We start from the raw sequence: 12,852 nt of genomic DNA, 5'->3' as shown, positions 1-12,852 counted from the left end.
AAAACTAAGCGTACTGTTTTTTCTCCACTGGTAGCCTTCTTTTCTGTAGCCGCTAAGATGGGTGCATAAATCGTGTATAAATCACGGTAAACTTCTCACCACACCTAAGCAGAACGAGAACAAAAAATGAGTAACAATGATAATTACCATCAGCTCACCCGCACGTTCCTGCGGCTCTCTCGCTTCTCCCACCTCTCGGCAATAGCCAGTTGGGACATGTTTACCATGATGCCATCAGGCGGCAGCAAAGCTCGCGGCGAAGCGCTGGCCGAGCTGAGCGTGCTTGAGCATCAGCTGTTAACCGACCCGAAGGTGGCAACGTGGATCGCCGCAGCGCAACAGGAAGATCTCAACGATGTTGAGCAAGCGAACCTTCGCGAAATGTCGCGGCTACATCACCAGGCATCCCTATTGCCCGAATCGTTGGTAGAAGCAAAATCTCTTGCGGGAAGCCGCTGCGAGCATGCCTGGCGTAGTCAGCGACCCGCGAATGACTGGGAAGGATTTGCCGAAAACCTGAAAGAAGTCGTGCAGTACAGCCGCGAAGAAGCCCGACTACGCGCAGACGCAAAAGGCTGTTCGCCTTATGACGCGCTACTGGACATCTTTGAGCCCGGAATGACCAGCGCCCAACTGGATGTCCTGTTTGCAGATGTAAAAAGCTGGCTGCCCGATCTGCTAAACAAGGTGGTGGCAAAACAGTCTCAGCAGTCGCTCATCGCCCCGGTTGGCCCCTTCCCAACCGCTATCCAGCGAGAGTTGGGGCTTGAAACGATGGCGCAGTTGGGATTTGACTTTACGGCTGGCCGACTGGATATCAGCGCACACCCCTTCTGTGGCGGCGTGCCTGAAGACGTTCGTATTACCACTCGCTATGATGAAAATGAATTGCTCGGCGCACTGTTTGGCGTGATCCATGAAACCGGTCATGCCCGCTATGAGCAAAATTTGCCACGTAACTGGTTAGGGCAACCTATCGCTCTGGCACGTTCAACCGCCATTCATGAGTCCCAGAGTCTGTTCTTCGAGATGCAACTGGGACGCAGTAAAGCCTTTCTGACACGGTTAATTCCTGCTGTAACGCGCCACTTTGGCGATCAGGCTGCATTTGAAGAAAGCAATTTCATCGCCTGGAACCAGCAGGTTAAACCCGGGTTCATTCGTGTTGATGCCGACGAGGTGAGCTATCCCGCTCACGTGATCCTGCGTTATGAAATCGAACGCGCGCTCATCAATGGCGATATTGAAGTGGATGATATCCCGGCATTGTGGAATGAGAAAATGCAGGCCTGGCTGGGGCTGTCAACGATCGGAAACTATCGTAACGGTTGTATGCAGGATATTCACTGGACTGACGGAGGCTTTGGCTACTTCCCTTCCTATACCTTGGGCGCCATGTATGCGGCGCAGTTGTTCAGTGCCGCAAACCGCGCACTGCCTGACTTGAATCAGTCTATTGCGCAAGGTGAGTTTGGTCCCCTGTTTGACTGGTTACGTCAGAACATCTGGCAGCATGGCAGCCGTTTCACCACTGAACAACTTATTACCCAGGCCACCGGAGAGCCGCTTAGCAGCCGTTATTTCCGCGCCCACCTGGAAGCCCGCTATTTGTAATCTCATACCGTGAGTCATTGTACATATCGTTACACGCCGATACCAATGACTCACGGAAGCCCTGTGATTACAGCGATATAGTTATTTCAACGGCCCCGCAGTGGGGTTGAATGAAAAACCAAATCGAGGGTATGAGAATGAAAAAAGTATTAGCTCTGGTTGTTGCCGCTGCTATGGGTCTGTCTTCTGCTGCATTTGCTGCTGAAACAACTGCTACAACTGCTCCGGCTGCTGCTGCAACCACTAAAGCTGCGCCGGCAAAAACCACGCATCATAAAAAGCAGCACAAAGCAGCGCCGCAGAAAGCTCAGGCTGCCAAGAAACACGCTAAAAAATCCACCACAAAACCGGCGGTAGAACAAAAAGCACCAGAGCAGAAAGCTCAGGCCGCTAAAAAACACACCAAAAAAGCTGCAACCAAACCAGCAGCAGAACAAAAAGCACCAGAGCAAAAAGCTCAGGCCGCTAAAAAACACACCAAAAAAGCAGTAAAACACGACACCGCTAAACCAGCAGCTCAACCTGCTGCATAACACATTTGTAGTCACTATGGCGTCCCCCACGCCATAGCATACGGCGCTAAATCGATCTGATTTAGCGCCGCCTTTCGGAGGGTAAAATGGTGTCACATTACCGCTTTGAGTTCATTCTTATTACCTTAATAATTTGCGCCTTCATTGCCATGCATTTTTATCTTTCCTGAGTGTAGTTATCTGATTTTACTCCCACTTTCCCGCCGTCCCGTCTATAGTATTAACTGAGGGTTTGCTGTTAAAAATCATAATTCCCCACCAGAGTGTGATATGCATAAAACCATTGCTGTGTTACTGGGTTCAATTTGTTTACTTCCTGTCGTTGCGCATGCGGACCAGCCAGCAACAGCCAGCGCTGAAGCAGAAAACATAAAAACGTTATTTTTTGGTCATGACGATCGCACCAAGGTGACCGACCCAACGCAATCTCCGTGGGACGCTATCGGGCAGCTGGAAACCGCCAGTGGTAACTTGTGTACCGCCACGCTCATTTCACCACGTCTGGCACTGACGGCCGGACACTGCTTACTCACCCCGCCGAAAGGCAAGCCGGATAAAGCCGTGGTGTTACGCTTCGTGTCGAAAAAGGGAGTCTGGCGCTATGAAATTCATGGAATCGAAGGCCGGGTTGATCCTTCGCTCGGAAAACGTTTAAAAGCCGATGGTGATGGCTGGATAGTACCGCCTTCCGCGGCCCCGTGGGATTTTGGCCTGGTGGTGCTGCGTTATCCACCTTCTGGGATCACACCGCTGCCATTATTTGAAGGTGATAAAGCAGCATTAACCGCAGCGCTGAAAACCGCAGATCGTAAAGTTACGCAGTCGGGCTATCCGGAAGATCATCTTGACGACTTATACACGCATCAGGATTGCGTAGTGACCGGCTGGGCGCAAAATACCGTTTTGTCACACCAGTGCGACACGCTCCCGGGCGACAGCGGTTCACCATTGATGTTGAAGACTGATTCAGGCTGGCAGTTGATTGGAGTACAAAGCTCTGCTCCGGCGGCGAAAGATCGCTGGCGGGCCGATAATCGCGCTATATCCGTAACCGGTTTTCGCGATAAATTGGAAGCGTTGGCGAAGGAATAACACATGCTGCCCGCATTAACGGGCAGCACGGATATCAGGCAAGTTTTATCATTATCATCCCGGCAAGCAACAGGGCCACGCCGATCCAGCCTTTATTATTCAGGCGTTGACCAAACAACACCCAGCCTGCCGCTAACGTCGCGGCAATCCCGAATCCGCCCCACAGGGCGTAGGCTACTGAAAGGTCGATACCTTTTACCGCCTGCGACAACGCGCTAAAGGCCGCGAGCACGGCAGCCAGCGACAATACGCCATAAATCTTGCGGCGAAATCCATCAGAAAACTTCAGAAAGACGTTAGCGACAATTTCCAGCACGATGGCCATACCAAGCCATGCGCCGTGAACCCACTCAAACTGCTGCATGGGTCACCTCTCTACCCGCTTTTGTCGGTTTTCGTGTACCTGATTTAATCAGTACAATACCTAACACCAGTGAGACCAGACCTGCCACCTTCATTGTGGACAAGGTTTCATCAAATAACAGCACACTAAATAGCGTAATAAATAAAATACCGATACCTTCCCACAAGGCATAGGCCACACCAAGGGCAATTTTTTTAACGGCAAAACTGAGAAAAATATACGATAAGGCGATCATTACCAGCATTAAAATAAAGCCCGAATTACCATGGCCGACGCTTGCCCATTTCATTGACAGCGTACCAGTAATTTCAGCCGCGATGGCCAGACCTAATAATATCCAGTAAAACATGATGCTTCTCCTGCTTGAGAATATAGTCCTTTGGGCCTACTGCATGCAGTAAACCAAAAAAATAAAATTAGTTAGCTCAGCGCACAGCGCCAGCTCAGGCAGAAGAAGGGACTAAAGCGCGTTGCGCCAGTGTTGCTCACCCGCAAGCAAGAAAGTGGAGGAGGTACGAAGAAGTGTAGGTAAACGCAAAAACATCCTGAACATATTGTCCATAATATTACAATTATCCGCAGTGTTGCTTCTCATCATCGCGGATGATAATTGTCCTCGGTAGTTAAACACAGATGATTTGTATCATAGCTGCAAGACGAACTCAAAGTCTTTTCACTTCTTTACCTGCCCCGTTTGATTTTTGTTATAACGGCTCGACGCAAATCACACTATTATTCAGATTCAAAAATGAAAAACGCAGGAATACCTATGGCGAAACCGATCATCACGCTTAACGGCCTAAAAATAGTCATTATGCTGGGTATGCTGGTTATCATCCTGAGCGGCATCCGCTTTGCCGCAGATATCATCGTCCCCTTTATTTTGGCGTTATTTATTGCCGTTGTGCTAAACCCCGTGGTGCAGCGGATGGTCAAACTTCGCATACCGCGCGTATTCGCGGTGTCATTGCTCATCGTTATTATTGTGATGCTAATGGTGCTGCTGTTTGCGTATTTAGGTACATCCTTAAATGAGCTTGCGCGTACGCTGCCACAGTATCGTTCTTCCCTCGTTATCCCGCTTAAAAATCTCGAACCGTGGCTACAGCGCGCAGGGATCGGCGTTTCCGTGGACGAACTCGTCAAATATATCGATCCGAACGCGGCAATGACGCTGGTGACCAATTTACTGACGCAGCTGTCTAATGCCATGTCGTCAATATTTTTGCTGCTGCTGACGGTGGTGTTTATGCTGCTGGAAGTTCCGCAGCTACCCAACAAGCTCAAGCAAATGATGAGTCGTCCCATTGAGGGAATGGCGGCGATTCAACGCGCTATCGACAGCGTATCCCACTATCTGGTGCTAAAAACGGCGATCAGCATTGTGACCGGGCTGGTAGCCTGGGGCATGCTCTCAGCACTCGACGTGCGTTTCGCCTTTGTCTGGGGATTGCTGGCCTTTGCTCTCAACTATATTCCTAATATCGGTTCGGTGCTGGCAGCCATTCCGCCTATTGCTCAGGTGCTGGTATTTAGCGGCCTTTACGATGCCCTGGTCGTATTGGCGGGTTATCTGGTCATTAATTTGGTGTTTGGAAATATCCTCGAACCGCGGATCATGGGGCGTGGGCTTGGGTTATCTACACTGGTGGTGTTTCTGTCGTTGATCTTCTGGGGCTGGTTGTTGGGGCCAGTCGGGATGCTGCTTTCTGTACCGCTGACCATCATCGTGAAAATCGCTCTCGAGCAAACCAACGGCGGTCAAAGCATTGCCGTGTTGCTCAGCGATCTCAACAAAGAATGAACGATTGCCCCGACATCGCGGGGCATCTGTTTATCGTTTTGCGCGCAGCGCCAGTATGGCGCTTAACAAGGTAAATAACGCAATTATCCATGCCATTGTCCATGGCGTTCCGTCGCTGAAGGCGGTCAGCAGCAACGACGAGATAATGCCACTACCGTATTGTAACGCGCCAATCAGCGCCGAGGCTGAACCGGCGATGTTCGGTACCGCATCCAGCGCGGCAGCGGTTGAAGTCGCAGCGATGATGCCATTCATCGAGAAAAACAAAAAAACGGTGACGATAATGGCAACAACGCCACCTGACTCCAGTTTAACCAGCAGCGCAAGCGCCACTGCGGCCAGCGCCGCCAACATCGTCGCATACTTTAGTAGTTGTTCCAGAGCGTGGCGTTGCACCAGACGACGGTTTACCACGCTCATGGCCATGACCCCGACAATATTGAGCGCAAACAGCCAGCCGTAATGCTGTGGATCAACATGGTAATAGCTAATATAAACAAACGGCGAACCAGTAATAAACGCGTACGCTGCAACGTAATAACACGTCAGACTCAGGGTGTAGCGCATAAAATGGCCATTAGCTAATAACGACCGGTAATGACGAAATGCGCCAGCCAAAGAGGCTTTCACCCGCTTCTCTTCCGGTAATGTTTCCGGCAACCAGTTCAAAGAGATAAACATCAGCGCGCCGATCACCACCAGGAGCCAAAAAACAGAGTGCCAGGTACTCAGGCGAATTATTTGTCCGCCAATCAACGGTCCCGCTATTGGCGCAATCGCCATTACCAGCACCAGAGTTGAAAGCATTTGCGCCGCGCGAGTGCGCGCAAACAGATCGCGGATCATCGCCCGCGCCAGCATAGGTCCGGTACAGGCACCAAGGGCCTGAAAAACCCGCCAGAATACAATTTGCGTGATACTCGTAGACATCGCGCATCCTGCAGAGCCGATGATAAAAAACACCATGCCAATAAACAGCGGTTTACGCCTTCCCAGATGATCGCTTATCGGCCCCCAAATCAACTGTGCAATGGCAAAACCTATCAAAAAACCGGTGACGGTCAGTTCCACATTGCCCTGTAAATCCTCGGCCATGGTCGGCATTGCCGGAAGATAAATGTCGGTGGAAAGCGAGGTAAAGGCCATCAGGCCGCTGAGGATCAGAATAAAAGTAAGCCCGGTCTGGCTTGCGGAAACTACCGGCGAAGCATGTTCACGTGTACGCATAGCGTCCTGTCATGTTCTAAAAAGTCAGGCAGCAGTATATACACGACGTATTATGGTGATTAGACAGCTAAAACCGCATGGGTTTATGAACTGCAATCATCAATAACGGCATATTAATAAAAACGGCCTCCGCAGAGGCCGTCTTAGTTTTCGCTAACGATTACAGCGCTTTCAGGATTGCATCCACGCTGGCTTTGGCGTCGCCAAACAGCATATGGGTGTTTTCTTTAAAGAACAGCGGGTTCTGCACACCAGCATAGCCGGTGTTCATCGAACGTTTGAACACAATAACGTTCTGCGCTTTCCATACTTCCAGCACCGGCATTCCGGCGATTGGGCTGTGTGGATCGTCCTGCGCCGCCGGGTTTACCGTATCGTTGGCGCCAATAACCAGCACTGTATCGGTATCGGCGAAATCATCGTTGATCTCATCCATTTCCAGCACGATGTCATAAGGTACTTTGGCTTCCGCCAACAATACGTTCATATGACCTGGCAAGCGCCCTGCTACCGGGTGAATACCGAAGCGCACTTTGATGCCGCGCGCGCGCAGTTTCTCGGTAATTTCCGCTACCGGGTACTGCGCCTGTGCCACTGCCATGCCATAGCCCGGGGTGATTATCACGGAGTGCGAGTTCTTCAGCATTTCTGCCGTGTCTTCCGCAGTAATCTCACGATGTTCACCGACTTCTTCATCAGACCCGGTAGAAGAACCGTCAGAACCAAAGCCACCTGCAATAACGCTGAAAAATGAACGGTTCATCGCCTTACACATGATGTAAGACAGGATCGCACCAGAAGAACCGACCAGCGCACCGGTAACGATCAGCAGATCGTTGCTCAGCATAAAGCCCGCCGCCGCTGCCGCCCATCCTGAATAGGAGTTGAGCATTGAAACGACGACTGGCATATCCGCACCGCCGATAGACGCCACCAGATGCCAGCCAAAAGCCAGAGCAATAATGGTCATCACCAGCAGCGCCAGGACCTGCAGGCCCACGCTTTCGGTACGAACAAACACCACCAGCAACAGGAAAGAAACAACCAGCGCCGCCAGGTTCATTTTATGACGATTCGGCAACATCAGCGGTTTAGAGGAGATCTTGCCGCGCAATTTGCCAAACGCCACCACGGAACCGGTAAAGGTCACCGCACCGATGAAGATACCCAGGAACACTTCCGTCAGGTGAATGTTCACCAGAATCGGTTCCAGGCCCGTGTCGTGATACAGGTAGCTGTTGAAACCCACCAGAACTGCAGCCAGACCGACGAAGCTGTGCAGAATTGCCACCAGCTCCGGCATCTCGGTCATCTCAACTTTCTTCGCCAGACGAATACCAATCGCGCCGCCGATGATCATCGCCACCAGGATCCACGCAACGTTGCCGGTATCCGGGCCAAAAATCGTTGCAATCAGCGCAATCGCCATCCCGGCGATACCGTAGTTGTTACCCTGCTGAGAGGTTTCGTGTTTCGAAAGCCCCGCCAGGCTGAAAATAAACAGGATCGCGGCAACAATGTATGCAGCTGTAACTAATCCTCCAGACATATGTTACCCCTTAGTTTTTCCGGAACATTTTCAGCATGCGCTGAGTCACGGTGAAGCCACCGAAAATATTAATGCTGGCAATAAGCACCGCGATAAAGCTCAGGAAACTCACCCAGCCACCCTGGCCAATTTGCAATAACGCCCCGACAACGATGATCCCGGAGATGGCGTTGGTCACGGACATCAACGGAGTATGCAGCGCGTGCGACACATTCCAGACCACGTAGTAACCCACCACGCAGGAAAGCGCGAACACCGTAAAGTGGCCAAGAAACTCTTTCGGCGCAACGTCGGCGAGCCAGCCAAACAAAATGACCACCAGCGCCATCACCGCATATTTGCGCCACGGTGAGACTGGCTTTTTCTCTTCTTTCGGCGCTGGCGCGGCTTTCGGCGCAGCCTGCGGCTGAGCAGATACCTGGATAGGCGGCGCAGGCCAGGTGATTTCACCCTCGCGTACCACCGTGACACCACGTACTACCACGTCGTCAAAATCGACGGTGATATTGCCGTCCTTCTCTTTGCACAACAGTTTGAGCAGGTTGACGAGGTTCGTGCCGTACAGTTGGGAAGATTGCGTCGGCAGACGGCCTGGCAGATCGGTATAACCAATAACCTTCACCCCGTTTTCGGTGGTGGTTACCTGGTTAGGGACCGTGTATTCGCAGTTACCGCCGTTTTGCGCGGCGAGATCGACAATCACGCTGCCAGCCTTCATCGAATCAACCATTTCACGGGTGATCAGTTTCGGAGCAGGTTTGCCCGGGATCAGCGCGGTGGTAACGATAATGTCGACATCTTTCGCCTGTGCGGCGAAGAGTTCCATTTCGGCTTTGATGAACGCTTCGGACATTACCTTAGCGTAACCGTCGCCGCTGCCCGCCTCTTCTTTGAAGTCCAGTTCAAGGAACTCAGCGCCCATACTCTGAACTTGTTCTTTCACTTCCGGACGGGTGTCAAAAGCACGAACGATAGCGCCCAGGCTGTTTGCCGCACCAATAGCCGCCAGACCTGCAACACCTGCACCGATTACCATCACCTTGGCCGGTGGAACCTTGCCCGCGGCGGTAATCTGGCCGGTAAAGAAACGACCAAATTCATGTGCAGCTTCAACAATAGCGCGATACCCGGCGATATTCGCCATCGAGCTTAAGGCATCCAGCGACTGCGCGCGCGAAATACGCGGCACGGAGTCCATCGCCATCACCGTCACGTTGCGCTCAGCAAGCTTTTGCAACAGCTCAGGGTTTTGCGCGGGCCAAAGAAAACTCACCAGCGTCGTGCCCGGATTGAGTAACGGAATTTCCGTCTCTTCCGGTGCGTTGACCTTCAGGATAATCTCTGACTGCCAGACGGTATTTCCGTCAACAATTTCTGCGCCTGCCTGAACAAACGCCTTATCGTCAAAACTCGCCAGTTGACCTGCGCCGCTTTCAACCGCGACGCTGAAACCCAACTTAAGCAGCTGCTCAACCGTTTTCGGCGTGGCTGCTACGCGGGTTTCATTGGTTAACCGTTCTCTTGGTATGCCAATTCGCATAATGTTCCCTTCCATCTGTATTTATGATGATGGTTTATCAATGTTCGCACGAGGCATGCGCGCACTCTCGAAAGAGGTCAGTGTTACCTCAATAAAATAAAACAGTAACAAACTCTGTATAACCTACTGAAAATGACGCTTGTGATCTAGCGCCAAAAAACAGTATTTATTATGAAACTCGCAAAATAGAGATGAATCGAACGGCAGGCAGATAAAATGCCCTAAAAATAGCCCACAAAGGCCGATAATTCGCTCAAGCGAAGCGGCAAAACATGATTACGTGCCTGCCAAAAACAATTAATTAACATTAAATTAACTTATGAAATTCAACCGCTTTATCAGTTTTGCTCGCCAAACGCCGAAATTTTCGACATATCACAAAATGTTATCGATGTTGTTACGTCAGGTGGCACGATGAGTGAAAATTGACGCAGACACTGACACAATTTAAATGCAATAATCAGCGACGTTTCTAGTCAATAACAATACCAGTACCTGGTTTGCGCAAGGCGAAGGATTATTTTTATGAAGCTTAAGAACACTCTCCTGGCGTCCGCACTTATTTCTGCGACTGCTTTTTCTGTAAATGCAGCGACAGAATTGACGCCGGAGCAAGCGGCTGCACTGAAACCCTATGACCGCATTGTGGTTACCGGTCGTTTTAATGCTATCGGTGATGCGGTGACCGCCGTATCACGCCGTGCAGATAAAGACGGTGCAGCCTCCTTTTATGTTGTTGATACCTCAGATTTTGGCAGCGGCGGTAACTGGCGCGTTGTAGCCGACATCTATAAAGCCGACGCTGAAAAAGCGGAAGCATCCAAAAACCGTGTCATTAACGGCGTTATGGAATTACCGAAAGATCAGGCCGTTCTGTTAGAACCATTCGATACCGTTACGGTGCAGGGTTTCTACCGCAGCCAGCCTGAAGTGAACGATGCCATCACCAAAGCAGCGAAAGAGAAAGGCGCCTACTCCTTCTATATCGTGCGCCAGGTCGATGCTAACCAGGGTGGCAACCAGCGTATTACTGCATTCATCTATAAAGCTGATGCGAAAAAACGCGTAGTACAAAGCCCTGATGCGATCCCAGCAGATTCCGATGCCGGTCGTGCCGCATTAGCTGCAGGTGGCGAAGCCGCGAAGAAAGTTGAGATCCCAGGTGTTGCGACTACCGCGTCTCCGAGCGCTGAAGTTGGTCGTTTCTTCGAAACGCAATCCACCAAAGGCGGACGTTACACTGTCACGCTTCCGGATGGAACCAAAGTTGAAGAACTGAACAAAGCAACTGCCGCGATGATGGTGCCATTCGACAGCATCAAGTTCACCGGTAACTATGGCAACATGACCGAAATCTCTTACCAGGTAGCTAAACGCGCAGCGAAGAAAGGCGCTAAGTACTATCACATCACCCGCCAGTGGTCTGAACGTGGTAATAACATGACCATCAGCGCTGACCTGTATAAGTAATACCCAATGCCTTATCAGGTCTACAACCCTGTAGGCCTGATAATTTCCCGCCCCCCAGTCTTCCGGTAAAACAAAAACAGCAGTATTAAGACAACTTTTCACACTATTAGTCACAAATCTCTCTATCCCCATTGCATGCGTTCTCTTCTCTCCGTAAAATCCCGCGCCTTAGTGGCTTTCACCATTTTTATGCGGTTTGCCAAAATAATTATTCTCTCACTCTCGTTTTTGTCACTGGATACAAATGGAAAAGAAATTGGGTCTGAGCGCACTCACCGCGCTGGTTTTAAGCTCAATGCTCGGCGCTGGCGTTTTCAGCCTGCCACAAAATATGGCGGCGGTAGCGAGCCCGGCTGCATTACTGATTGGTTGGGCGATTACCGGTGCAGGTATCCTTTTGCTCGCCTTTGCCATGCTGATCCTGACGCGTATCCGTCCTGAACTCGATGGCGGCATCTTTACCTATGCACGTGAAGGTTTCGGTGAGCTGATTGGCTTCTGCTCCGCATGGGGGTACTGGCTGTGTGCTGTTATCGCTAACGTTTCGTATCTGGTGATCGTTTTCTCTGCGTTCAGCTTCTTCACCGATACACCAGAGTTACGTCTGTTTGGCGACGGTAATACCTGGCAGTCGATTGTTGGCGCATCGGTGCTGTTGTGGGTAGTCCATTTTCTGGTACTGCGTGGTGTGCAAACGGCTGCCAGTATTAACCTGGCCGCGACGCTGGCAAAATTATTGCCGCTTGGCCTGTTTATCGTCCTGGCGTTCATGCTGTTTAAGCTCGACACCTTTACCCTCGATTTTACTGGCGTTGCATTGGGCGTTCCCGTCTGGGAGCAGGTTAAAAATACCATGCTCATCACCCTGTGGGTTTTCATCGGTGTGGAGGGCGCGGTGGTGGTTTCTGCCCGTGCCAGAAATAAACGCGATGTTGGACGCGCTACCCTGCTGGCGGTACTCGCCGCGCTGGGCGTCTACCTGCTGGTTACCCTGCTGTCTTTGGGCGTTGTCGCGCGTCCCGAACTGGCGGAGATCCGCAACCCGTCAATGGCAGGCCTGATGGTGGAAATGATGGGGCCATGGGGTGAAATTATTATTGCTGCAGGCCTGATTGTCTCAGTGTGCGGTGCCTATTTAAGCTGGACCATTATGGCGGCGGAAGTACCGTTCCTCGCCTCGACGCACAAAGCGTTTCCACGCATTTTTGCGCGCCAGAACGCGCAAGGCGCGCCGTCAGCATCTCTGTGGCTGACCAACATCTGCGTTCAGATCTGCCTGGTGCTGATCTGGCTCACAGGTTCGGACTACAATACGTTATTGACCATCGCCTCAGAGATGATTCTGGTGCCCTATTTGCTGGTCGGCGCCTTTCTACTGAAAATTGCCACCCGTCCAATTCATAAGGCTGTTGGTATCGGAGCGAGTATTTATGGCATATGGTTATTGTATGCCTCAGGTCCGATGCACCTGCTGCTGTCCGTGGTGCTGTATGCGCCAGGACTGCTGGTTTTCCTTTATGCCCGTAAAACGCACGCGCATGAAAATGTATTAAAACGTCAGGAGATGGCGCTGATCGGCCTGCTGCTTGTTGCTGCTGTTCCGGCGACCTGGATGTTGATGGGGTAACATTGTCCCCATCGTTCGCGACACATGGAGAT

General features: G+C 51.3%; 13 protein-coding genes. 7 read left to right on the top strand and 6 right to left on the bottom strand.

Annotation, left to right across the window (positions count from 1 at the left end):
• Window positions 1-126: 126 nt before the first annotated feature.
• The 4 genes from OGW16_RS24240 (at window position 127) to OGW16_RS24230 (ending at window position 3,239) form a co-directional block, all read left to right on the top strand.
• Complete coding sequence (locus OGW16_RS24240; RefSeq protein WP_286519136.1) at window positions 127-1,614, top strand: carboxypeptidase M32; 1,488 nt, start codon at window positions 127-129, stop codon at window positions 1,612-1,614.
• 137 nt (window positions 1,615-1,751) lie between these two features.
• On the top strand, window positions 1,752-2,147 hold the full coding sequence (gene asr, locus OGW16_RS24235) for an acid resistance repetitive basic protein Asr (RefSeq protein ID WP_003028934.1): 396 nt from the start codon (window positions 1,752-1,754) through the stop codon (window positions 2,145-2,147).
• 86 nt (window positions 2,148-2,233) lie between these two features.
• Window positions 2,234-2,317, top strand: a complete 84-nt coding sequence (gene ydgU / locus OGW16_RS26500) for a small membrane protein YdgU (RefSeq protein ID WP_100194403.1) — start codon at window positions 2,234-2,236, stop codon at window positions 2,315-2,317.
• 100 nt (window positions 2,318-2,417) lie between these two features.
• The gene (locus tag OGW16_RS24230) at window positions 2,418-3,239 is read left to right on the top strand and encodes a trypsin-like serine peptidase (RefSeq protein ID WP_043016388.1); all 822 of its coding nucleotides are present in this window, start codon (window positions 2,418-2,420) and stop codon (window positions 3,237-3,239) included.
• 34 nt (window positions 3,240-3,273) lie between these two features.
• Here the strand turns inward: OGW16_RS24230 and mdtI are convergent, their stop codons facing one another.
• The 3 genes from mdtI to OGW16_RS26495 all read right to left on the bottom strand — a co-directional run bounded on the left by mdtI (window position 3,274) and on the right by OGW16_RS26495 (window position 4,234).
• Window positions 3,274-3,603, bottom strand: a complete 330-nt coding sequence (mdtI, locus tag OGW16_RS24225) for a multidrug/spermidine efflux SMR transporter subunit MdtI (protein ID WP_043016389.1) — start codon at window positions 3,601-3,603, stop codon at window positions 3,274-3,276.
• The gene (mdtJ, locus tag OGW16_RS24220; protein WP_167373452.1) at window positions 3,590-3,955 is read right to left on the bottom strand and encodes a multidrug/spermidine efflux SMR transporter subunit MdtJ; all 366 of its coding nucleotides are present in this window, start codon (window positions 3,953-3,955) and stop codon (window positions 3,590-3,592) included. Before mdtJ ends, mdtI begins: the two co-directional genes overlap by 14 nt.
• A 108-nt stretch (window positions 3,956-4,063) precedes the next feature.
• A complete protein-coding gene (locus OGW16_RS26495; protein ID WP_087050578.1) occupies window positions 4,064-4,234 on the bottom strand; it encodes a protein YdgV in 171 nt (56 codons plus the stop codon).
• Between the two features lie 138 nt (window positions 4,235-4,372).
• Here OGW16_RS26495 and OGW16_RS24215 point away from each other — a divergent pair, with 138 nt between their 5' ends.
• Entirely contained in the window at window positions 4,373-5,407 is a 1,035-nt protein-coding gene (locus OGW16_RS24215; protein WP_286519134.1) for an AI-2E family transporter, read from the top strand.
• A 30-nt stretch (window positions 5,408-5,437) separates the two neighbouring features.
• Here OGW16_RS24215 and OGW16_RS24210 read toward each other — a convergent pair whose 3' ends face one another.
• The 3 genes from OGW16_RS24210 to pntA all read right to left on the bottom strand — a co-directional run bounded on the left by OGW16_RS24210 (window position 5,438) and on the right by pntA (window position 9,723).
• Window positions 5,438-6,634, bottom strand: coding sequence for a multidrug effflux MFS transporter (locus OGW16_RS24210; RefSeq protein ID WP_047411378.1), 1,197 nt, complete (start codon window positions 6,632-6,634; stop codon window positions 5,438-5,440).
• A 160-nt stretch (window positions 6,635-6,794) separates the two neighbouring features.
• Window positions 6,795-8,183, bottom strand: a complete 1,389-nt coding sequence (gene pntB, locus OGW16_RS24205; RefSeq protein ID WP_043016393.1) for a Re/Si-specific NAD(P)(+) transhydrogenase subunit beta — start codon at window positions 8,181-8,183, stop codon at window positions 6,795-6,797.
• A gap of 10 nt (window positions 8,184-8,193) precedes the next feature.
• The gene (gene pntA / locus OGW16_RS24200; RefSeq protein ID WP_047411381.1) at window positions 8,194-9,723 is read right to left on the bottom strand and encodes a Re/Si-specific NAD(P)(+) transhydrogenase subunit alpha; all 1,530 of its coding nucleotides are present in this window, start codon (window positions 9,721-9,723) and stop codon (window positions 8,194-8,196) included.
• Between the two features lie 525 nt (window positions 9,724-10,248).
• Between pntA and ydgH the strand changes: the two genes are divergently transcribed.
• Entirely contained in the window at window positions 10,249-11,193 is a 945-nt protein-coding gene (gene ydgH, locus OGW16_RS24195) for a DUF1471 family protein YdgH (RefSeq protein WP_043016395.1), read from the top strand.
• Between the two features lie 244 nt (window positions 11,194-11,437).
• On the top strand, window positions 11,438-12,820 hold the full coding sequence (locus tag OGW16_RS24190; protein ID WP_043016396.1) for an amino acid permease: 1,383 nt from the start codon (window positions 11,438-11,440) through the stop codon (window positions 12,818-12,820).
• Window positions 12,821-12,852 lie beyond the last annotated feature (32 nt).

This window comes from Citrobacter sp. Ce104 (assembly GCF_030334595.1).
GTDB classification, from domain to species: domain Bacteria; phylum Pseudomonadota; class Gammaproteobacteria; order Enterobacterales; family Enterobacteriaceae; genus Citrobacter; species Citrobacter europaeus.
Note: the sequence above shows the minus strand (reverse complement) of the source record. Positions and strands in the feature narration are given on the sequence as shown.

Excerpts from the sequence above, each read along its gene's own strand:
- OGW16_RS24240 (WP_286519136.1), top strand. The coding sequence starts at position 127 with ATGAGTAACAATGATAATTACCATCAGCTCACCCGCACGTTCCTGCGG.
- asr (WP_003028934.1), top strand. The coding sequence starts at position 1,752 with ATGAAAAAAGTATTAGCTCTGGTTGTTGCCGCTGCTATGGGTCTGTCT.
- ydgU (WP_100194403.1), top strand. The coding sequence starts at position 2,234 with ATGGTGTCACATTACCGCTTTGAGTTCATTCTTATTACCTTAATAATT.
- OGW16_RS24230 (WP_043016388.1), top strand. The coding sequence starts at position 2,418 with ATGCATAAAACCATTGCTGTGTTACTGGGTTCAATTTGTTTACTTCCT.
- mdtI (WP_043016389.1), bottom strand. The coding sequence starts at position 3,603 with ATGCAGCAGTTTGAGTGGGTTCACGGCGCATGGCTTGGTATGGCCATC.
- OGW16_RS24215 (WP_286519134.1), top strand. The coding sequence starts at position 4,373 with ATGGCGAAACCGATCATCACGCTTAACGGCCTAAAAATAGTCATTATG.
- OGW16_RS24210 (WP_047411378.1), bottom strand. The coding sequence starts at position 6,634 with ATGCGTACACGTGAACATGCTTCGCCGGTAGTTTCCGCAAGCCAGACC.
- pntB (WP_043016393.1), bottom strand. The coding sequence starts at position 8,183 with ATGTCTGGAGGATTAGTTACAGCTGCATACATTGTTGCCGCGATCCTG.
- pntA (WP_047411381.1), bottom strand. The coding sequence starts at position 9,723 with ATGCGAATTGGCATACCAAGAGAACGGTTAACCAATGAAACCCGCGTA.
- ydgH (WP_043016395.1), top strand. The coding sequence starts at position 10,249 with ATGAAGCTTAAGAACACTCTCCTGGCGTCCGCACTTATTTCTGCGACT.
- OGW16_RS24190 (WP_043016396.1), top strand. The coding sequence starts at position 11,438 with ATGGAAAAGAAATTGGGTCTGAGCGCACTCACCGCGCTGGTTTTAAGC.